Annotated in this window: 16 protein-coding genes; 11 read left to right on the top strand and 5 right to left on the bottom strand. The window is 37.0% G+C overall.

All coding sequences use genetic code 11. The annotated features are described in order from the left end of the window. Nucleotides 1-38: 38 nt before the first annotated feature. On the bottom strand, nt 39-641 hold the full coding sequence (rbr, locus tag EV201_RS06270; RefSeq protein ID WP_278043089.1) for a rubrerythrin: 603 nt from the start codon (nt 639-641) through the stop codon (nt 39-41). Nucleotides 642-844: 203 nt separating this feature from the next. On the opposite strand from rbr, the gene EV201_RS06265 reads away from it, so the two are divergent. From EV201_RS06265 to EV201_RS06245, 5 genes are all read left to right on the top strand, one after another. Next, on the top strand, nt 845-1,465 hold the full coding sequence (locus tag EV201_RS06265; protein ID WP_130306674.1) for a CPBP family intramembrane glutamic endopeptidase: 621 nt from the start codon (nt 845-847) through the stop codon (nt 1,463-1,465). A gap of 140 nt (nt 1,466-1,605) precedes the next feature. After that, a complete protein-coding gene (locus EV201_RS06260) occupies nt 1,606-3,627 on the top strand; it encodes a thioredoxin domain-containing protein (RefSeq protein WP_130306672.1) in 2,022 nt (673 codons plus the stop codon). A 17-nt stretch (nt 3,628-3,644) separates the two neighbouring features. Next, complete coding sequence (locus tag EV201_RS06255; RefSeq protein ID WP_130306670.1) at nt 3,645-4,436, top strand: M48 family metallopeptidase; 792 nt, start codon at nt 3,645-3,647, stop codon at nt 4,434-4,436. A 242-nt stretch (nt 4,437-4,678) separates the two neighbouring features. After that, nucleotides 4,679-5,617: a hypothetical protein gene (locus tag EV201_RS06250; RefSeq protein ID WP_130306668.1), complete on the top strand. Its 939-nt coding sequence runs from the start codon at nt 4,679-4,681 to the stop codon at nt 5,615-5,617. A gap of 150 nt (nt 5,618-5,767) precedes the next feature. After that, nucleotides 5,768-7,570, top strand: a complete 1,803-nt coding sequence (locus EV201_RS06245; protein ID WP_130306666.1) for a MutS-related protein — start codon at nt 5,768-5,770, stop codon at nt 7,568-7,570. Here the strand turns inward: EV201_RS06245 and EV201_RS06240 are convergent. Both EV201_RS06240 and EV201_RS06235 read right to left on the bottom strand, forming a co-directional pair. After that, complete coding sequence (locus EV201_RS06240; RefSeq protein ID WP_130306664.1) at nt 7,560-8,192, bottom strand: rhomboid family intramembrane serine protease; 633 nt, start codon at nt 8,190-8,192, stop codon at nt 7,560-7,562. The genes EV201_RS06245 and EV201_RS06240 overlap by 11 nt on opposite strands. A gap of 22 nt (nt 8,193-8,214) precedes the next feature. Further along, nucleotides 8,215-8,940: a cell division ATP-binding protein FtsE gene (locus tag EV201_RS06235; protein WP_130306662.1), complete on the bottom strand. Its 726-nt coding sequence runs from the start codon at nt 8,938-8,940 to the stop codon at nt 8,215-8,217. A 266-nt stretch (nt 8,941-9,206) separates the two neighbouring features. Between EV201_RS06235 and EV201_RS06230 the strand changes: the two genes are divergently transcribed. The 4 genes from EV201_RS06230 (at nt 9,207) to EV201_RS06215 (ending at nt 17,212) form a co-directional block, all read left to right on the top strand. After that, nucleotides 9,207-12,407 (top strand): tetratricopeptide repeat protein, encoded by a 3,201-nt coding sequence (locus tag EV201_RS06230; RefSeq protein ID WP_130306661.1) that lies wholly within the window; start codon nt 9,207-9,209, stop codon nt 12,405-12,407. A gap of 41 nt (nt 12,408-12,448) precedes the next feature. Beyond that, nucleotides 12,449-14,158, top strand: a complete 1,710-nt coding sequence (locus tag EV201_RS06225) for a TonB-dependent receptor (protein WP_130306659.1) — start codon at nt 12,449-12,451, stop codon at nt 14,156-14,158. 423 nt (nt 14,159-14,581) lie between these two features. Then, nucleotides 14,582-16,543 (top strand): DNA topoisomerase (ATP-hydrolyzing) subunit B, encoded by a 1,962-nt coding sequence (gene gyrB, locus EV201_RS06220; protein WP_130306657.1) that lies wholly within the window; start codon nt 14,582-14,584, stop codon nt 16,541-16,543. 96 nt (nt 16,544-16,639) lie between these two features. Further along, the gene (locus tag EV201_RS06215; protein ID WP_130306655.1) at nt 16,640-17,212 is read left to right on the top strand and encodes an LOG family protein; all 573 of its coding nucleotides are present in this window, start codon (nt 16,640-16,642) and stop codon (nt 17,210-17,212) included. A gap of 75 nt (nt 17,213-17,287) precedes the next feature. Here the strand turns inward: EV201_RS06215 and dapF are convergent, their stop codons facing one another. Continuing rightward, entirely contained in the window at nt 17,288-18,079 is a 792-nt protein-coding gene (gene dapF / locus EV201_RS06210) for a diaminopimelate epimerase (protein WP_130306653.1), read from the bottom strand. A 146-nt stretch (nt 18,080-18,225) separates the two neighbouring features. On the opposite strand from dapF, the gene EV201_RS06205 reads away from it, so the two are divergent. Next, complete coding sequence (locus EV201_RS06205) at nt 18,226-19,659, top strand: trypsin-like peptidase domain-containing protein (protein WP_130306651.1); 1,434 nt, start codon at nt 18,226-18,228, stop codon at nt 19,657-19,659. Nucleotides 19,660-19,769: 110 nt separating this feature from the next. Further along, complete coding sequence (locus EV201_RS06200; protein ID WP_129254610.1) at nt 19,770-20,630, top strand: sigma-70 family RNA polymerase sigma factor; 861 nt, start codon at nt 19,770-19,772, stop codon at nt 20,628-20,630. A gap of 86 nt (nt 20,631-20,716) precedes the next feature. On the opposite strand, the gene uvrB is transcribed toward EV201_RS06200, so the two are convergent. After that, nucleotides 20,717-22,723 carry an excinuclease ABC subunit UvrB gene (gene uvrB, locus EV201_RS06195; protein WP_130306650.1) on the bottom strand — a complete coding sequence of 669 codons (2,007 nt, stop codon included), beginning with the start codon at nt 22,721-22,723 and terminating at the stop codon, nt 20,717-20,719. Nucleotides 22,724-22,817 lie beyond the last annotated feature (94 nt).

Raw genomic sequence — 22,817 nt, 5'->3', positions numbered from 1 at the left:
AAAAGATTCCAAGTCTTAGATTTGCAGCTTAATATTATCTAGTAATTCTCACTCTTTTCTTCGAAATAGGCTTGTGGGTGTTGGCAAGCAGGGCAGTTTTTAGGTGCCTTTGTTCCTTCGTGAACGTAACCACATTTTCTGCAATACCATTCTGTTTTTTCCTCTTTCTCAAACACACGACCTTCTTCAATATTTTTAAGAAGTTTAAGGTATCGGGTTTCGTGCATTTGCTCAACTTTTGCGATTGTTTTGAAAGCTGCAGCCACTTCTTTGAAACCTTCTTCAGCAGCAATTCTGGCAAATTCAGGATACAATTCGGTGTATTCTTCATTTTCGCCCATAGCCGCAGCTTTTAAGTTTTCGGTTGTTAAACCAACTTTTCCGGCTGGATAAGTCGCTGTAATTTCAACCTCTCCTCCTTCTAAAAAGCTAAAGAATCTTTTTGCATGTTGCATTTCTTGCTCAGCAGTTTCTAAAAACAAAGCTGCAATCTGCTCGTAGCCTTCTTTTTTTGCCTGTTTTGCAAAATAAGTGTAACGTCCTCTTGCTTGAGATTCTCCTGCGAATGCTTTTAAGAGATTCTTTTCTGTTTCTGTTCCTTTGATGCTCATATCGTTGAGTTTTTTTATGTTTTGTGTCATACAAAGATCAAATTTTTATCAAGACTATTAAAATCTAAATAGATTCTGGTATTCAATTTAGATTGATGTTAAATAGATCTGAGAGTTGTGTGTATTAATTAAGAGTATATCATAAATAATTTTGTGAAAGGCTGCGAAATTTTGTATCTTAAATAAGCAGGTTCGTAGAATTCCCTTTCAACCATTTTTTTTAATTTAATAATATGTCGAGACTTTATCTTTGGACTGAGTTTGTGGTACTTTTTGTTGTCTTACCACTTTTATACTTCTTTGAATTGATTCCAATTCATAAGGCCTTTCCATTGATTGTTGCTTTTGTATACTGTTTTGTTGTTATGTATAATAGGAAGAATATTTCACGAAGTATCTTTCGAATAAAGTCTTATTATTCTCTAAAGGAGATAGGAATAAAGAGCCTTTTTCTTTTAGTGGTTTCTTCTTTATGGGTTTACATCTTTCGGGAAGATGTCTTTTTCCAGCTACCCCTCCATAATTTTTGGTTTTGGCTAGTTCTTATTCTGACTTATCCCATTTGGTCAGCCTTTACCCAGGAATTTATTTATCGGTTCTTTTTTTACCACCGCTATAGGATTTTATTCAATAGTGTACAGTTTATGATTTTTGTTAATGCGCTTTGTTTTTCAATGGCGCATATTATTTTTAGAAACTGGGCTGCTTTGGTGTTTACTTTTGTAGGGAGTATCGTGTTTTCTCTGACTTATATTCGTAGCCGATCTTTAAATGCCGTTTTTATAGAGCATTCCATTTATGGAAACATCTTCTTTACCAATGGTTTTGGTATTTTCTTTTACACTCCAGTTTAGTTTATTTAAAACAAATAAAAATAAAGACTATATTTATGTCTATGTGTAATAGATTTAAATATGCCTTATTAATTCTATGTCCTCTGCTTTTGATAGTGTTGGGATTGAATCGTATTGAGGCTCAAAATCATAAAAATATAATGAAAGAAAAGTATACCAATTCCTTAGTCAACGAAACCAGTCCTTATCTTTTGCAACATGCCCACAATCCAGTCGATTGGTATCCTTGGGGAGACGAAGCTCTGAAAAAAGCCAGAGATGAAAATAAACCTTTATTAATAAGTATAGGGTATTCAGCCTGTCACTGGTGCCATGTGATGGCACACGAAAGTTTCGAGAACGAAGCGATTGCTAAATTAATGAACGAATTCTTTGTTTGTGTAAAAGTCGACAGGGAAGAGCGACCAGATATCGATCAGATATATATGGATGCTGTGCAACTGATCACCGGACGTGGTGGTTGGCCTCTGAATTGTTTTGCATTGCCCGATGGTAGGCCATTTTATGGGGGAACCTATTTCTCAAGGGATAATTGGACGAATATTCTCAAAGCCATTCATCATGCTTATAGCACCGAGAAAGATAAGGTTGTGCGATCAGCTAATCAGATATCCGAAGGGATCCGAATAAGTGGACTGATTGATACCAGAGAAGCTCATACTCCTTATGATATGGTGGAGCTCAGAGAAGCTGTCGAAACCTGGAAATCCAGTTTTGATAAAAGGGAGGGGGGCGAGAACAAAGCGCCTAAATTCCCGATGCCAATTTCACTTGATTTTTTAATGAATTATTACTTCTATTCAAAGGATTCGGTCATCTTGAATCATCTTATGCTTAGTCTCGATAAAATGGCTAAAGGTGGGATTTACGATCAGATTGGGGGTGGTTTTGCCCGTTATTCTGTTGATAAGTATTGGAAGGTGCCACATTTCGAAAAAATGCTTTACGATAATGCTCAACTCTTGAGTCTGTATGCCAAAGCCTATCGATTAACAAATAAACCTCTTTACAAGAGAGTTGTTATGGAGACTATTGCGTTTGTTGAGAGGGAACTTTCTTTGGATGAAGGTGGTTTTTATTCAGCGCTTGATGCGGATAGTGAAGGTGTAGAGGGGAAATTTTATGTCTGGGAAAAGGTGGAAGTCGATCAGATTTTGGGAGACGATTCGCCTGTTTTTTCTGAGTATTATGAAGTTTTAAAAGCTGCCAATTGGGATGAAGGTAATATTCTTCATATCAAAAAGGAAAAATCAGAACTCTTAGATAAATACCGGCTTTCAGAAAATGAGTTTGATAGCTTGATGGATACATCGAAAAAGAGACTTTTGGCCGCTAGGTCTAAGAGAATTCGACCAGGTCTTGATGATAAGTTTTTAACGGCATGGAATTCACTACTTATAAAGGGATATGTTGATGCTTATAAGGCCTTAGGAGATGAGGTATATTTAAATAAGGCCATTCAAACGGCAAATTTTATAAAAGATAAAATGATCCAATCGGGGGTTCAGTTGTACCGAACTTATAAGAAAGGAGATTCAAGAATTAATGCTTTTCTTGATGATTATAGTTTTACATTGGAAGCTTTTATTGCATTGTATCAGGTTAGTTTTGATGAGAGTTGGCTCAAAGTTGCTGATGAGATGATGGCTTATGTCATTAAAAATTTCTACGATGATAAATCAGGTATGTTCTTTTACACCTCTGCTGAGGATTCCGGCTTGGTTGCTCGAAAAATGGAAGTGATGGATAATGTTATTCCTTCTTCAAATGCTGCCATGGCCGAGTCTCTTTATCGTTTAGGGAATCTGCTTGGGAATGAATATTATGTTGAAACATCGGAACAGATGCTTGACAATATGAAAGAGCAGACCTTAAAATACTTGTCCTATCATGGGAAATGGGCAAATTTAATGCTAAAGCAGATTGAGTCACCCTATGAACTGGTTATATCCGGTAAAAAAGCCAGATTCTTGCAGAAGGAGTTTAATAAAAGATTTTATCCTAATGTCCTGATTTTGGGGAGTGAGAAAGAAAGTGATTTGCCTTTGTTGAAAAATAGATTTAGTAATGAAACAACAAGTCTTTACCTTTGTAAGGATAAAGCCTGTTTTTTGCCGACATCTAATCTGGATGAAATCATAAAACGTATCGATATCAAATAATTTTTAAGACTAGTATAATGATGAAGAAAATTGCCTTACTGTGCCTGGTTACGGTATTAGCAGCATGTGCTACGGTACCCATTACAGGGAGAAAGCAGATGAATTTATTTCCCGAAGATCAGATGATTGCGACGAGTTTGACCCAGTACGATAGCTTTCTTAAGGAAAATAAATTATCCAATAATAAGGATCAATCGGAGATGGTGAAGCATGTTGGAAAGCGAATTGCCGAGGCTGTTGAGATTTTTATGAAAGATAATGGTATGGCTGACCGTATTGCTGGTTTTGCCTGGGAATTTAATTTGGTTGAAGATGATACGCCCAATGCATGGTGTATGCCTGGAGGAAAGGTTGTCTTTTACACAGGGATATTACCTTATACTCAAACCGAAGCCGGTATGGCTGTGGTTATGGGACATGAAATTGCACATGCCATTGCCCGACATGGTAACGAGAGAATGAGTCAGCAGATGGGGATTCAGGCTTTGGGAACTGGATTGAGTATGGCATTGAATGAAAAGCCGGCGGAAACGAAGCAAATCTGGATGACGGCTTTTGGTGCTGTCTCAAATGTAGGGGTAATGCTTCCTTTCTCAAGATCACATGAGACAGAAGCCGATAAGATGGGCTTGATTTTCATGGCCATGGCTGGATATAATCCTGCTGTTGCGATCGATTTTTGGAAACGTATGGGCGAGAGTGGTGGACAAAAGCCACCAGAGTTTCTATCAACTCACCCTGCAGATGATACACGTGTGAAGAATTTGCAAGCTTTCTTACCTGAAGCAATGAAATATTATAAGAAATAAGGAATCCTGTTTTTAGATAAATGAGAGAGATGCACTATGGTGTATCTCTTTTTTTTTGCTAAAAAAATAAATTATGTAATAAGCATATATTCATTATCTTAGTAGTAAAAGTTGAGAACTTGTACTTGTTTAATGAATCAGGAATGCTGTAAAGCAAGAGGCTAGGTTTTCGAATCTAAGATTGTTTTGGTGCCTATTGATATTCATTCCCTCCATCTTAGGAGTTAAGCCTATACCAAAAGATGATGAAAGAAAAAGCATGGAAAATTTCGAAGTTCGTACTGTTAGGTTTAGCAGTAATTGTTGTGTGTGTGCTGTTGTTGCTACAATGCCCCGGAGACAAAACAGCTAGAAAAACAGATGACAACCCATCAGTTGTTGAAACAGTAACAGAAAGACCGGCAGAGACCAGAAAGCAGGATGTGTCTGATCCACCTCATGTGGTTGAATCAGTGAAAAAGATGCCGAAAACGAATATGCCAACCTCCTTTGTGGGCAAGAAACCCGCACATAAAACCAATAAATCACTTAATCGGAAAAAAAACTTAAGCTATCTTCCTGATCAAACCGATGAGTTAATGGAAAAGAGCAAGAAGCCCAAAGACGTGGAGGCTCTTGCCGAAGAAGTGAAGATTCTTTCAGAAAAGGTAGATGTTCTTTGGGATAAGGTGAGAGCTCTTTTGGAAAAGGTAGAGGCTGTTTTGAAAAAGAAGAAGATGGATCCTCCAGCCGTGGTGGTGGGAAATCTTGATGCAGAAAAGAAGGAAATCCAGACAGATAGTGAAGTGATTTTTAAATATCCAGTTCATGTTATGTCTGGCGGTATTTCAACCTATAAAGATTGGACTCCCTATGGCTTCCAGGGGAGTTATGCCTACCGTGTAAGCAAATATTTTTCTTTGGGATTACAGGGTAATGCCTTTTTCAAGGAAGGTAAATTTCAAGCAGATCGTAGCATATATGTAGGCTTTCGGGTTAATTTCCACATTTTCCCTTTGTTGGTCAAGAATTCTAACTTCGATTTGTATGCAGGAAGTAGTATAGGAGCTGGTCGCGATGATGCTGTTGCAACGTTTGAAACTATGGGATGCCTGGGTGCTTCCTACGATTTCAGTAGGCGTTTGGGCATTTTTGCAGAAGCTGGCAATATCGGCGTTTTGGGACTGAGGGTGAAATTTTAATTAGGAATAAAGAGATGCATTTGGTGCATCTTTTTTTTTGATTGTTTATCCTTCTATTATTCATAAATTTGGCGAGGATTCATACGAGTGGTTTGTGTCAAACCAAAGAACACAACACGTGATAACAACTTATCCTCAAAATATTTTACAATGCAGAAAACTCATCCTGTAGATCATTACAGTTCTAATATTCTTAGCCTTGATTTCAGAATAAAGGAGATTAAAAAACAAATCGTTTATTTGTCACTGTTCAGGCTCTTTACCTTTGTGGCATTTGTTGCGTTTATAGCTTTGTTCATTTTTCATAGGCAGACTACTTTCTTTTTAACACTGTCTTTCTCATGTTTATTGTCCTTTATATATGTGGTTAAACGTGATTTGATACTTGCAAGTGAGCTTAATTTCTTGTCTAAGAAACGATTGTTGAATGCGAACGAAATAGAATATCTGAGTCATAATTATAAAGATCAGGAAGATGGTTCAGAATACGCTGCGATAAACCCGTATTTATCGGCTGATTTCGATTTGTTTGGGACAGGATCTCTTTATCAATATTTAAATCGTTGTTTTACAAAAATTGGTAAAGACCGATTTGCAAACGGTCTTTGTCAGTTTGAATTAGATGAGGATGTAATTCTCAAGAAGCAAGAGGCTATTAAGGAATTGAGTGAGAAAAATGAATTTGTGCAGAACTTTCAGGCAAATGCCATGCTTATTTCCGAAACGGGAAAAGAGTTGGTTAACTTGCAGGCATGGCTGGACGAACCCGTATCTAAACTGAGATTTTTGCAGGTTTCGTCTATTGTTTGTCCGCTGATTAGCCTGTCGTGGTTAGCAGCTGTAGTCTTTGGTCCATTTACTCTAGGTTCTCTTTTGTTGCCCATTTTATTGAATCTGTTTATTGTTGGTGCAAATAAGAAACTTATTAACAAATCTCACGCTCATCTGGGAAATTCATCCTCGGTACTGAAAAAATACACCGCTCTTATTAAATTAACAGAGAACGAAAGTTTCGAATCTCCCCATTTAAATTCAATCAAACAGAAGCTTTCAAATCAGGATGTTAAGGCCAGTCTTGTTTTGAAGTCTCTATTTAAATTGCTGAATACTTTTGATTTGCGTTACAATTGGATTGTTTCGTTAACACTAAATGCTTTATTCCTTTTCGATGTTCAAATTCTATTTCGATTGATTAAATGGAAAGAAATCTATAAGCAGTTTATTCCAACTTGGTTTATTGCTTTGGCAGAGATTGAACCGTTAATGTCTTATGCTGTCTTTGCTTATAATAATCAATCAGATGTGAATTATCCCGAGGCTTTGGATTCAGATTTTTATTTACATGCTCAGGATATGGGACACCCATTATTAGCACCATCAGTAAGAGTGAATAACTCAGTTGAGTATGGAGGAATGCCATGTGTAAATATTATTACGGGAGCAAATATGGCTGGGAAAAGTACTTTTCTTCGTACCATAGCAACGAATTTGATATTGGCCATGAATGGAGCTCCGGTGTGTGCAAAAGGCTTTCGATTTACCCCTTGTCAAATTCTATCGAGCATCAAAATTCAAGATTCTCTGTCGAATAATGAATCCTATTTTTATGCTGAACTTGTACGTATTAAGGAAATTATAGAGAATATAGAGAAACAGCCCAAAACATTGGTGATTTTAGACGAAATATTAAGAGGCACCAATACAAAAGATAAGCAATTGGGGTCGCTGGGTTTGTTGGATAAGTTGATCAGTTTAAATGCAGTTGTTATGATAGCGACACATGATTTAGTAATTGGCGAATTAGAGAATAAGTATCCTAAGTACGTCAATAATCATTGTTTTGAGGTAGAGCTGACGAATGACCAGTTGATTTTTGATTACAAGTTGAAAAAAGGGATCAGTCAAAAACTAAATGCTTCATTTCTGATGAAGAAGATGGCAATTATGGATTAGTGTTCTCTTTCTGATTCCAAATTTCTTCGGGAATAGTGTCATCTTCATCCCAAACAACCTTAGGTTTTTGAGGTCCTTCTTTTCTGAAGGCCCAGGCATAGATAAGTCCTGAAAACCCACCAAACAAATGACCTTCCCAGGAGACGTCTTTGAGAACGGGGAAAATTCCCCAAAACAAACCGCCATACAGAAATGCGACAACAAAGGAGATGGCAATCAGTTTATAATAATTTCTGAACAGGCCACTAAAGAAAAGAAAGGATGCAAAGGCATAAACCAAGCCAGAGGCCCCAATATGCCAAGCTTCACGACCACCTAGCCATAGGAGTATATTGGTTGTGAACAAACAGTACAAAACTATACGGATGGCTAGTTTTCTGTAGAAATAAAAAATCCCCCAGCTCAGAGCAAAGATTGGAATGGTGTTGGCCATTAGGTGTTCAAAATCGCTATGAATAAATGGGGAAGTGATAATACCGAGTAGACCTTTGGTGTGAAGTGGAAATATCCCTAATCGATAAAAATTAAGATCGAGTCCCCACTCAAAAAACTTCAGGAACCAGATCAGACTAACAAAGGCAATAGGAAATATTAGAGATTGTTTTGATCTGATCTCTTGCACTTTTTTGTTGTATACTGGCTCGCTATTCAAAAGTTTCTGTTTCCGTAAAATCAATAACAGTTTCTGCTGTGTTTTTTGAGATTTCAATCACTCGGCTATCCTTGCATTCAATCACACGGGCAGGGAATTTTGCCAGTAAATCGTGTTGGTGAGTGGCCATAATGATGGTTTTACCACTTTTGCTTATGTCGTGAAGTAATCGAACCAAATCGTCAGATGTTTCAGGATCTAAATTTCCTGTCGGTTCATCGGCTAAGATGATATCGGGTGAGTTTAATAGGGCACGTGCAATAACAACACGTTGCTGCTCACCACCAGATAATTCGTGAGGCATTTTGTACCCTTTGTTGTTCATTTTTACCTTTTCGAGCACTTCCGAAATACGAGATTTTATATCCTGAGAATTTTTCCATCCTGTTGCCTTTAATACAAATTGCAGATTGGCTTCGATATTTCTATCAGTAAGGAGTTGGAAGTCCTGAAAAACGATGCCAATTTTGCGTCTTAAAAAGGGAACTTGCTTATTTTTAATCTTAGGGAGAGAATAACCAACAACACTGCCTGTGCCGTCTTTAAGTGGCAAGTCAGCATAGAGGGTTTTTAAAAGACTGCTTTTACCACTGCCAACACGACCAATAAGATATACGAATTCACCTTTCTCAATTTCTAAATCAACATCTTTTACAATGATGTTTTCAGATTGGCGAATAATTGCATTATTTAGTTTTATGATAGCAGTTTCAGACATAGTTTATTCTTCTTATTGATTTTGTCAGGCTTAAAGGCTTTGTAATATCTCTGTTCTACAAATCTAGAAAATTATTTGGGATAGCCTTTCCATCGTTTCAAAATTATCCAAATCTTAAAACAATTAGGCATAATTGAACAATTTATGCTATCTTCTGACGTTATTAGAGTCAGATAAGATTTTTATTAAAACAAGGCTTTTTCTAGTCGAGCTGCTATCTGTTTTTGTATCTTTAAGCACATTTTTCAAAGCTAATTTCAATCACCATGATAATTGACAATATGCGCCCAAGATTACTATTCCCCATCATTTTTATATTTATACTTGGAACACCTCTTAAAAGTTCATTGGCACAAAAAAATGTTGCCAGTCAGGTTTACTCTGATAATTGGACAAAGGGACATGAATTGTTTAAGCGTAAAGACTTTGGTGGCGCCCGTTATTGTTTTCAGCAAGTGGCTGCTGAAGAAAAAGATTTTTCAGATAGAAAAATTGAGGCTGAATTCTACCTGGCCAGTTGCGCCATAGAGCTTTCTCGTCCCGAAGCAGAGAAAGGGATGCTCAGTTTTTTGGATAGATATCCCGGGAGTGTCTTTGTACATCAGGCATTCTTTCAGTTAGGCAGACAAAAATACAATCAAAAAAAATATGAGAAAGCCATAGGTTGGTTTGAAAGGACAGATGCTTATCAGATTGAAAAGGAACAGAAAGATGAATTTTTCTTTAAAAAGGCATATTCATATTTTAAGACAGACAATAAGGATGAGGCCGGGAAATATTTTTTTGAACTTCTTGATAAAAAGGGGGAGTTTCAATTAGCAGCCAATTATTATTACGCACATATAGCTTACGAAAAAGGTAACTATCAAACCGCATTGAATGCTTTTGATAAACTTGAGAATGATGAGATATATGCCCCTCTGATTCCTTATTATATCTCTCAGATCTACTATTTGCAAGAGAAGTACACTAAATTGATTGCATATGCACCAAAATTTCTGAAGAAAGCAGATGTTGACAGGGTGCCTGAGATTGCCAAGATGATTGGCTTAGCTTATTATAATCAAAAAAAATATGATGAAGCGATTCCTTATTTAATTCAGGATAAGGCTGGCCTCAATAGAGAAGAAGTATTTGCTTTGGCATTCTCGTATTATCAGGAAAAGGATTATAAAAATGCCAGTCAGTTATTCTCTAAAGTAAAAGGGGAAGAGGATGCCGTATTGCAAATTTCGACTTACAATTTGGCTGATTGTTTTCTTAAACTGGGAGAGAAAAAAGAAGCCAAAATTGCTTTTGAGAAGGCTTCAAAGATGTCTGCTGACGAGGAGATTAAAAAGAGTGCTCTCTTTAATTTCGCAAAGGTCAGTTATGAATTATCCTATTCGGATACCAATGAAGCAATAAGCGCTTTTGATGCTTATTTGACTCAATATCCCAACTCGGATGAAAATGATGAGGCTTACGATTTTTTGGTTGATGTGTACATGACGACCAAGAGTTATAAGCAGGCTTTGGAGTCGATGGATATGATAAAAGAGAAGTCGCCTCGCATTGAAGAGGCTTACCAGCGTGTGGCTTATTTTTATGCGTTGGAATTATTCAAACAATCAAAATACAAGGAGTCGCTTCAGTATTTAAATAAAGCCCTGAATTATAAGAGATACAATAGAAATATCGCTGCTGATTGCTTGTATTGGAAGGCTGAGGCTTATTACAGAACAGAAGATTATTTAATCGCGATCAAGAATTATCAGGAATTTATTGGAACTCCTGGTGTCGGTAATTCGAATTATTTTAATAATGCCTATTACAATTTAGGTTATTGCGAATTCGAATTGGATGCATATGATAAAGCAATTGTTTGGTTTCGGAAATATGAGCAGTTAATGAATGGTCAATCATCAGAGTATTTAACCGATGTTTTGAATCGAATTGGGGACTGTTATTTTCTGGATAGAAACTACGAAAAGGCTGCTGAATATTATACCAGGGCTGCCGAAGCGAATAACTGGTCAACAGATTATGCCGTATATCAAAATGCTTTGTCACGAGGTTTGTGTGGTCAGTTGAACGAGAAGATTACACTTTTAAGTAACTTTTCAAAAAAGTTTCCTGAGTCTGACTATAAGGATGATGCTCTTTTCGAATTGGCTAAGGCAAAAGTTAAGCAAGCTGATGAGGAGACTGCTTTAAAACTGTATAAGAATTTAGTTTCGGAGTATCCTCATAGTGAGTTTATTGCAAAATCCCTATTGCAATTGGGGCAGTTGAATTATAACAAGAAAAACTACCCTGAAGCGATTAAGTTCTATAAGCAGGTTGTGAGGGATTATTCAAACAGTAGCGATGCTCAAAGTGCTTTGTTGGGAATCAAGAATGTTTACATCGATATGAATGATGTTCAGTCTTATTTTGCTTTTACAGAATCGTTGGGGCAGGGAAATCGGGTTATGACGTCTGAAAGAGATTCCTTGACATATTTGTCTGCTGAGCGTTTGTATATGGATGGGCAGGGTGAGAAGGCAACATTGGCTTTTTCTGAATATCTTGAGAAATTCCCACAGGGTATGTTTCGAATCAATGCGGCTTATTATAAGGGAGAAGCCGCTTTTAATCGCAAGGATTTTAATGAAGCCATCCTGGCTTTTGAGAGGGTGATTAATGGTGGAGATAACTTGTATACAGAGAAGGCTTTATTGGGACTGTCGCAAATTTATTTTGAACAAAAGGATTATTTGAAGGCGAAGCCTTATTTTCAATTACTAAAGCAAAAGACTGAAATTTCAGATAATAAAAGGATCGCGGATTGGGGACTGTTTAGATGCAATTACGAATTGAAGGACTATTTGTCGCTGATTTCTAAATCAAAAGCTTTGTTGCTTTTGCCTAAAATAACAAAAGACGAAGAAAGAGAGATTCGGTACAAGAGAGCGAAAGCTTACCTGGCTTTGAATAATGATTTGGCAGCAAAAACTGATCTTCAAATATTGGCTAAAGAAGTCCAGAGTGAAGAAGGGGCAGAGTCCAGATATCTATTAGCTGATCTGCTTTATCGAACTAAACAAATTGATGAGGCAGAGAAAAGAGTCAATGAATTTATTGATATGAATTCGCCACATCATTATTGGTTGGGTAAAAGTTTCATTTTGCTTTCTGATATTTTTGTGGATAAAAAAGATGTGTTTCAGGCGCGATATACCCTCCAGAGTGTGATTGATAATTATGGAATAAAAGATGACGGTATTATAGAGGCAGCAAAGGTAAAATTAGAGCCGATTTTAGAGAAGGTGAAGCCGAATGTGAATGCTCAGGAAAAAATCAAGCAAGATGTCTCTAACACGAAAGCTAAGACAAAATCGATTGAAAAAGAGCTTAAAACTAAGCAAGAAGTTAAGGCTGACTCTTTATCTGTAAATGATGCGAAATCGATTTTAAACGAGATGGTTGGAGAGCTTGAGGATTAGTTGAGTTGTTGATAGTAGTAAAGAATAAACTAGACGAACATATGAGAATAAAATCAATTTTATTGACGGGTGTTATTGTTGTTGCCATGTGCATGTTTGCTCAGGCTCAGGAACAACGGGATTTAAAAAAAGAAGTTAAGGTCAGAACCAATTTTAAGCCTAAGATTAAAAAGTCGAAGCGAATTGGTGAAATGCCTACTGTGGTTGATACAGTGACCATCAAAAAGCATTTTGATTACTCAATCAGAAGCAAATCATTGGATGTGAATTTTAAGCCAGGATCAATTCAGGCTGCTAAAATGAGTACGGCTCCCTTAAAAAAAGTTCATGGGCATACTTTTGATTTGTCCGCAGGAAATTACGCGACTTTGTTTGCGGATTACCGTTATAATAATTTACAATCAAAGAAAACAGATTTTGGCTTGCATTTGCAACATTATTCCAGTAATGGGAAGCTTGAATTAGAAGATAATACAAAGGTGAAGCCCGATTGGAGAGAATTTTTGGCAGAGATTTATGGCAATCATTATTTGGATGATGCCAAATTGAGTTCTCGCATTTTTTATAAGTACAAATCGTTTAATTATTATGGTTCTCCTTTGTCAGAGAGTGTTGTGGGAAAGGAAAATCTCTTTGATTACAGTAATCAAAAATTCAATGAATTTGGTTTGAACACGACATATGAAACTCTGAATGATGCTAAGGATTTGAATTATAAACTTGGTGTTGCATTTGATTATTTTAGTGATAATTATAATGTGAGCGAAGTGGATATGTGGGTGAGTGGAACTGCTGAAATAAAGGCTGGAGAAGGCTTGTGGTCATTGGAGAGTTCTTTGAATTTTATTCAAAGCAATAATCTGGTGTATTGGGATTCCAAACTCAAAGATCATGATGTGAGATCCTCATTATGGATGGCTAATCCATCTTATAATATCACACTAGGTGGGTTCAATATGAGACTTGGAGTAAAGGCACAAGCCGTTTTAGGGAATGATTCTGATTTTAAACTTTATCCTGATTTTAAAGTTAATCTTGTATTGGTTGATCGCATTTTAAATATGTTTGCCGGTTTGGATGGAGACTTGGATTTGAATACGATACGATCGATTTCAGAAGAGAACCCATTCATTCATTCGGGTTTGGATGTTGAAAATACAAGTGCCAATTATAGAGTTTATGGCGGTTTTAAGAGTAAAATATCTAAAGAATCGAGTGCCTTATTTTCTATGGAGTATACCAACATAGAGAATCAATACTTTTTCTCTATGGCAAATGCTGCAGTTTCTGAAGAAGGGCTCTTAAGTCAAACATATTACTCTAATAAATATGCCATTGTTTACGACGATTTGTATAAAATAGGTTTTACTGGAGAAATCGATTTACAGCTTAATGAAGAGCTTAATCTTTATACGTTGGCAAAATATACACATTATTCATTGGATGGCTTAGAAGAGCCATGGCATATGCCTAATTTTGAAATGGAAACAAGGGTTAGCTATCAGTATACCGATCAGTGGTTATTTAATGCCAGATTGATCTATGTTGGCAAAAGACCGGTAATGACGAATGGAAAAGCTGCTCAGCTCGATGCGATTGCTGATTTTGGTTTGGGAGCAGAGTACAAGTGGAATGATATGTTATCGCTTTATGCCAATGTGAATAATATTTTTAATGCTGAAGCTTATTTGTGGCATGGCTATCCAAGTCAGGGAATTAATGGAATGATTGGTTTAAAATTGATCTTTTAGATTTGTATATAATTGTTGTGTTCAATTCGTTTTATAATTTTTAATACGAGATATTGTGAATCACAAGAAGAATGGCTCGGGTTTTTAATCTTCATTAGGATTAAAACTCGAGCCATTTTTTATGCCAAATAAATCATTCAAAATAAAGACCATTTTAGCTTGTTTTTTTCTTGCGATTTGGTAAGCTAAATTCATCATTTTTATTATCTTTGCTTATCTCAATAAAATTTAGTTAAAATTGTCGTAATGTGTTGATTGATAGAAAAGTTAATCCTTTTTAATTTGTTTGTTAATTCCTATTGTGCCCTTGACTAATTTGAGATCTAACTTCGAATGTTTAGAATCTGTAATCGAGATTCTTTTTTTTTGAAAAAGAATGTTCTTTTTCAGACTTCTTCCAAAATAATACTAAAGATCTGATAAATGAGTGATTTAGAAAATGTGAATAATGAAAATGCCGAATATTCAGCGGATAGTATTCAGGTATTAGAAGGTTTAGAGGCGGTTCGTAAACGTCCTTCAATGTATATTGGTGATGTTAATGTTAAAGGGTTGCACCATTTGGTTTATGAGGTGGTTGATAATTCCATTGACGAGGCTTTAGCCGGGCATTGTAAAAATATTGAAGTCTTCATAAATGAAGATAATTCTATTACCGTAAAAGATGATGGGCGTGGTATTCCTACAGAACTTCATCAGAAAGAGAATAAATCAGCCCTGGAGGTTGTAATGACCGTCTTGCACGCTGGGGGTAAATTTAATAAAGACTCATACAAGGTTTCTGGTGGTCTTCATGGTGTTGGTGTGTCTTGTGTAAATGCACTTTCAACGCTTTTGAAAGCAGAAATTCATCGAGATGGCAAAATTTACTTACAGGAATATTCAAAAGGTAAACCTCTTGCAGATGTTAAAATCATTGGAGAAACTGAAGTTACTGGAACGAATATCACTTTCACACCAGATGACTCTATTTTTCTAACAACAGAATACAAGTACGATATCTTATCGGCTCGTTTACGTGAGTTGGCTTTCCTAAATAAAGGAATCACTCTTAAACTGACAGATAAGCGAGATGTACATGAAGACGGTTCATTTAGATCAGAAGTCTTTCATTCGGAAGAGGGTTTAAAGGAATTTGTTCAATATTTAGATAGTACTCGTGAGAGATTGATCGAAGATACGGTTCATGTTTCTATCGAAAACAATGAGGTACCTGTTGAGATTGCTTTGCAGTACAATACGTCTTTCTCTGAAAATATCCATTCGTATGTGAACAATATCAATACGATTGAAGGGGGAACTCACCTGACAGGTTTCCGTCGTGGTTTGACCAGAACACTGAAAGCTTTTGCTGATAAATCAGGTATGTTATCGAAACTTAAGTTCGATATTGCTGGAGATGATTTCCGTGAAGGATTGACAGCCGTTGTTTCTGTAAAGGTTGCTGAGCCTCAATTCGAAGGTCAGACTAAAACAAAATTGGGTAATTCGGAAGTAAGTATTGCAGTTGATAAGGCTGTAAGTGCTTTGTTAACGAATTATCTTGAGGAACATCCTAAGGATGCAAAAACGATCGTTCAGAAGGTTATTATGGCTGCTACAGCTCGTCATGCGGCTCGTAAAGCACGAGAACTTGTACAGCGTAAAACAGTTTTAGGTGGTTCTGGATTGCCAGGTAAATTATCTGACTGTTCTGATAAGGATCCGGCAAACTGTGAAGTATTTCTTGTCGAGGGAGATTCGGCGGGTGGAACAGCCAAGCAAGGTCGTGATAGACAGTTTCAAGCAATTTTGCCATTGAAAGGTAAAATCCTGAATGTGGAAAAGGCTATGCAACACAAGGTCTTTGAAAGTGAGGAAATTAAGAATATTTTCACAGCTCTAGGCGTAACTATTGGTACTGAGGAAGATAGTAAAGCTGCGAATGTTGAAAAACTACGCTATCATAAGATTGTGATCATGTGTGATGCCGACGTCGACGGTAGCCACATTGCTACATTGATTATGACCTTCTTCTTCCGTTACATGAAGTCATTAATTGAAAATGGATATTTATATATTGCGACACCTCCTTTGTATTTGGTTAAGAAGGGGAAAAATCAGCAATACTGTTGGAACGAGGACCAGCGTTTGAGACTAATTGAAGAATGGGCTGGAGGAAAAGAAAATGCTTTACACATTCAGCGATACAAAGGTCTTGGAGAGATGAGTGCTGAGCAGTTGTGGGAGACGACAATGAATCCAGAGGTCAGAACTTTGCGTCAGGTGACTATTGAGAATGCTGCTGAAACAGATCGTGTTTTCTCTATGTTGATGGGTGATGAGGTACCACCTCGTCGTGAGTTTATCGAACAGAACGCTACTTACGCCAATATCGATGCTTAATATTAACATCTTGAAATAAAGATTTCAATTTGAGTTTTATATAATGGCCCTTGTGATTTGTTCACGAGGGCTTTTTTGTTTAAATAAAATATGATTATGAGTAAAAATATATGTGTCTTTTGTTCATCAAGTGATTATCTGGCAGATAAATATTATGAAGCAGCTAGAGAACTGGGGCGTGCCATTGGTGAATCGGGGAATCATATTGTTTACGGCGGAACCAATGTCGGATTGATGCACGCTTCTGCTTTAGCAACTAAACAAGCAGGAGGTCGTGTAATAGGTGTTATTCCTGAATTAATCCAATCGAAAGGAATCGCATCTGATTACGCTGATGAGCTAATTGTGACTGAAGATATGAAGGAACGAAAAGAGGTGATTCGTGAAAAGTCCGATGCTTTTATCGCTCTACCAGGCAGTTTCGGAACGCTTGAAGAAATTATGGAAGTCATTACCCTTAAACAACTGGGCTATCACTCTAAGGCCATTGTTTTTGTCGATGTAGATGGTTTTTATTCAGCTTTAAAAGCACAGTTCGATATGCAGTATCAGGAGAATTTTGCCAATGAATCTTTTCGACAAATGTACGTTTTTGTAAATGACTCCAAAGAGGCTTTAGATTATATAAATAGCTATGTCGAAACTGATCAAATAGCTAAATGGGATTAGTTTATTTGTGAAATTATAGAAAAAATAAGCCATCGATCATATTAAGGTTGAAGGCTTATTTCATTTTAATCTTTTTTAGATATCAAGCTTGCCATCAAAAACAAATGTAGCAGGACCTTTCAGCCAAATGTTTTCGAATTGTTGATCTCCTTTGTGATCAAAAACAACCTCTAAGTTACCTCCCTTGGTTTTGACATAGAAATGATTGTCTTTGGGTTTGAATTGTAATTTGGCGGAGATACAGGAAGCAACAACACCGGTTCCGCAGGAATAGGTTTCGTCTTCAACACCGCGCTCATAGGTGCTCACCTGAATATGATTCCCTGCGCCAGATATGAAATTGACATTTGTTCCTTCATTTTTAAATCGATCATTGTATCTGATGGCTTTACCATTTGTAACTGTATCGAAACTGGCATGCCCCTCAATGAATTTAGTGTAATGCGGAGAGCCAGTATTTAAGAAATAAAAATCATCGCCATTTTCAATCTCAAGCACATCTTGCATTTGTAATTTCACAATCAGTTGTTTATCGTCGTGGCTGACATCAGCAAAATGTTCACCGTCAACAGCTATAAAGTGAACCTTGTCTTTTATGATACCCAGTTTCCAGGCAAATGCAACAATGCAACGCCCACCGTTTCCGCACATACTTCCTTCTCTGCCATCAGAGTTGAAATATCTCATTTTAAAATCAAATCCCTCTTCGTTTTCGAGTAGCATTAAGCCATCACAACCAATTCCAAAACGTCTGTCGCACATCTTTTCTACGAGTGAAATATTTTCAGATGGAAAAGATCTGTCTCTGTTGTCAATCAGAATGAAGTCATTACCAGTTCCTTGGTATTTTGAAAAGCAGATTTGCATTTTATTAATATGTTAATAATTGTTAACGAATAATAATAACCTGAACAAAAATGAGGTTATAGTATTAAATTAAAGTCAAAAATAGTAATCCTGATTCAAATATGATCTAAAATCGGGGAATTAAAAATAAATATGAACTTTTGATTATGAATTCTAAAGTGTTTTTTGGAAGACTATTAACAGCAGTTCTGGGAGGTTTAATTGCTGTTTCAATTTTTATTTATCTGGATAAAGGAAGTCCTGAAAGTGAGTCGGTATCTTCTCCAGGACAGCAACTCACGACTACAAGGAATTTCGATTCCCACTTGGTTGATTTGTCTTATGCAGCTGAGACCTCGGTAAAATCAGTCGTTCACGTGAAAACCTTATATGCGGGAAAGTCTTCGGGTTCTATCTATGATTTCTTTTTTGGCAATGGACGCTCTTATCACTCTCAACCGACAATGGGGGCAGGTTCGGGTGTTATTATTTCGGATGATGGTTATATTGTTACCAATAATCATGTGGTCAGGCAATCAGATCGTATAGAGGTTGTTTTACATGATAAACGGGTATTCAAAGCCAAATTAATCGGGCAGGATGCATCGACTGATATCGCCTTATTAAAAATAAAGGGAGAGGGCTTTCCTAAAATGGATATTGGTGATTCTGAAGCATTGAAACTAGGCGAATGGGTATTAGCAGTAGGTAATCCCTTTAATTTAACCTCAACCGTTACAGCTGGAATTATCAGCGCCAAATCGAGAAATATTGGTATTATGGGGGGACGTATGAGCATTGAATCATTTCTGCAGACAGATGCGGCAGTAAACCCCGGAAATAGTGGGGGAGCATTGGTCAATGCTAAAGGACAACTCGTTGGGATCAATACAGCTATTGAGTCGAGAACCGGTTCCTATTCCGGCTATTCATTTGCTATCCCTGAAAGTATTTTTAAAAAAGTTATTGCTGATTTGAAAAAATATGGTGAAGTTCAACGGGCATTCTTGGGTGTTAGTATCAGAAGTGTAGATGCGGATTTAGCCGGGAAATTAAAACTTGATGAGGTCGCAGGTGTGTATATTGATGGCGTGAATGCTGACGGTGCCGCTGATGAAGCCGGTATTCGTTCGGGTGATGTAATCATCGAAATAGATAATAAGAAAACAAATACAAGTTCACAATTACAGGAACAAATTAGTCAATATGCTCCTGGTGATAAAATAAATATTTTAGTAAAAAGAAAGGGGAAAAAGAAACATTTTGACTTAACTTTACGTAATATGATTGGTGGTACCCAACTGATTAAGGATAGTCAGATCGATTTATTGGGCGCAGAATTTCAAAAGATATCAAAAAAAGACATGTATTCCCTGAGAATTCCATATGGAATGCAGGTGAGCAAATTAGTTGATGGAAAATTGAAAAATGCAGGAATAAAGAAAGGGTATATAATTATTAGTATAAATGATAAGCCTATTTCCAGCGAAAATGATATTCGTAAGGCTTTAAGTGAGATAGAAGACGAGGGGGTATTTATTTCGGGTATTTATCCCAATGGAATGCATAAGTATTATGCTTTTTCTTTGGTGCAAGATTAACAGACTCGAAATCACAAATTATAAATAACTAGAATAAAATGTGAATCAATTTTGGCTTTAAGTTTTTAAAAGGCTAATTTTGCGCAATATTTCGAGTTGAAAAAGGGACTATGAGACAATTAAAGATAACAAAATCAATTACCAATCGTGAGAGTGCTTCTCTTGATAAGTATTTGCAAGAGATTGGTAAAGAAGATCTTATTACTGTAGAGGAAGAAGTTGAATTGGCACAGCGGATCAAAAAAGGTGATCAAAGAGCCTTGGAGAAGTTAACAAGAGCTAATTTACGTTTTGTTGTTTCTGTAGCTAAACAATACCAAAATCAAGGTTTAAGTCTACCTGACTTGATTAATGAAGGTAATTTAGGTTTGATTAAGGCAGCTGAGAAATTTGACGAGACTCGTGGTTTTAAATTCATTTCTTATGCGGTATGGTGGATTCGTCAATCGATTTTGCAGGCTTTGGCTGAGCAGTCTCGTATTGTTCGTTTGCCATTGAACCAAGTTGGATCTTTGAATAAGATCAACAAAGCTTTTTCTAAATTTGAACAAGAGCACGAGAGAAAACCATCTCCTGAGGAGTTGGCTGATACTCTTGAATTACCTGCTGATAAAGTTGCTGATACCCTTCGTGTATCAGGACGTCATATTTCAGTAGATGCACCTTTTGTTGACGGAGAAGATAATTCTTTACTTGATGTACTGATTAATGATGACTCACCAATCGCTGACCGTAGTTTATTGAACGAATCGCTGACAAGAGAGATCGATCGTGCCCTGGCTACTCTAACAGAAAGAGAAAGTGATATTATCAAGTTATTTTTCGGTATTGGAATTCAGGAAATGACTCTTGAAGAGATCGGTGAGAAATTTGGTTTAACACGTGAACGTGTTCGTCAGATTAAAGAGAAAGCGATTCGACGTTTAAGACATACTTCAAGATCTAAACTGCTTAAGACCTACTTGGGTTAATCGTTTAGAACTGTGAAAAAATAGATTGAGGCTATTGAATTAATTTTCAATAGCCTCTTTGCTATATATTGATTTTGAGAATAAAATTATTTTTTCTCTTTCAGAAGTTTTTCAAGTTTGTACATTTCATCTCTATATTGGGCTGCCTGAAGGAAATCGAGTTCTTTGGCTGCCTTTTGCATGGATTTTTTCGTTTGGGCAATCGATTTCTCAAGACTTTCCTTACTCATATATTGAACAACTGGATCTGCCGCAATCTCAATGGTTTCAGGACCACAATATGCCTTGGGATCTACACCATCATTTTGCATGATGCTGGTTTTATCCTTGATAATTTGAGTCGGTGTAATGTGGTGTTTGGCATTATAGGCCAATTGTTTCTCTCTCCTGTAGTTTGTTGAGTCAATGGTTTCCTGCATCGATTTGGTTATTTTATCGGCATACATAATAACCAAGCCATTGACATTACGAGCTGCACGACCGGCAGTCTGAATTAATGCTCTTGTAGAGCGTAAGAAGCCTTCCTTATCTGCATCTAAAATGGCAACGAGTGAAACTTCGGGTAAGTCGAGTCCTTCACGTAGCAGGTTGACGCCAATCAAAACATCAAATAATCCCAATCGGAGATCTTCCATAATTTTAACCCGGTCAAGCGTGTCAACATCAGAGTGGATATAGCGACAACGAATATTTAAATCAGCAAAGTATTGCGAAAGTTCTTCGGCCATACGTTTCGTTAGTGTTGTGACTAAAACGCGTTCGTCAATTTCGCTTCGTTTGTGAATTTCGGCAACCAAATCATCAATTTGATTCAAACTTGGACGGACGTCAATTTGCGGATCAAGTAAACCTGTCGGACGAATGACCTGTTCCACGACTACACCTTCGGACTTTTCCAATTCGTAATCTGATGGTGTTGCACTGACATATATTGTTTGTGAACTTAAGGCTTCAAATTCCTCGAATTTTAAAGGACGATTGTCGAGTGCTGATGGCAAACGGAACCCGTAATCTACCAGATTGACTTTACGCGAATGGTCGCCTCCATACATGGCTTTCACCTGTGAAAGTGTGACATGACTTTCATCCACAACCATCAAAATATCATCGGGAAAATAGTCTATCAGGCAGAAAGGACGTGAACCTTGTGCCCTGCCATCGAAATATCGGGAATAGTTCTCAATACCAGAACAATAACCCAATTCACGAATCATCTCTAAATCGAAATTAACTTTGTCTTCAACACGTTTGGCTTCCAGATGCTTGCCAATACTTTTCATGTATTCAACATGAGCCACCATATCATCCTGAATCATTTTTATGGCATTCTGGACCTTATCTTTACTCGTAACAAAAATATTGGCAGGATAAATTGTAATTCTATCGTAGCGCTCTATTTTTTGTCCATTGATAGGATCAAAAGAATAGATCTCATCAATCTCATCGTCCCAAAAAATAATGCGATAAGCAAAATCGGCATAAGCGGGGAAAATATCGATGGTATCGCCTTTAACTCTGAAATGACCTCGTTCAAATTCAACTTCGTTTCTTGAATAAAGGGCATCTACAAACGAGAGTAACAGTTTATTTCGAGAGACACGTTGGCCTTGTTTCAATTCCAAAACATTGGCGTGAAAATCCTCAGGATTACCAATACCGTAAATACAGGAAACAGAGGAAACAACAATCACATCTTTACGGCCGGAAAGCAGGGCAGAAGTGGCACTTAATCTTAGTTTCTCAATCTCATCGTTTATGGCCAGATCTTTTTCAATATAGGTATCGGTAGTGGGCAGATAGGCTTCCGGCTGGTAGTAATCGTAGTAGCTGACAAAATACTCAACGGCATTGTCCGGGAAAAAGTTTTTAAACTCACCGTATAGCTGAGCAGCCAGAGTCTTGTTGTGACTTAAAACCAATGTAGGTCGCTGAACTTCTTTGATGACATTGGCAATGGTAAAGGTTTTCCCCGAACCCGTTACACCCAAAAGGGTTTGAAAGGGGTGACCATCATTCAACCCTTCAGTAAGTTGTTTGATAGCCTCGGGTTGATCACCAGTGGGTTGAAATTTAGATACGAGTTTAAAATCCATGTGCCAATGTTTACTTTGTTTGTTGTTGTAAAACTAATAAAAAGAGAGCATATACATGAAATGCATATGCTCTAATCCTTAAGGTAATTTTTTT

The organism is Ancylomarina subtilis, assembly GCF_004217115.1.
GTDB lineage: Bacteria > Bacteroidota > Bacteroidia > Bacteroidales > Marinifilaceae > Ancylomarina > Ancylomarina subtilis.
The sequence above is the reverse complement of the archived record's forward strand: the minus strand, read 5'-3'. Positions and strand labels throughout refer to the sequence as shown.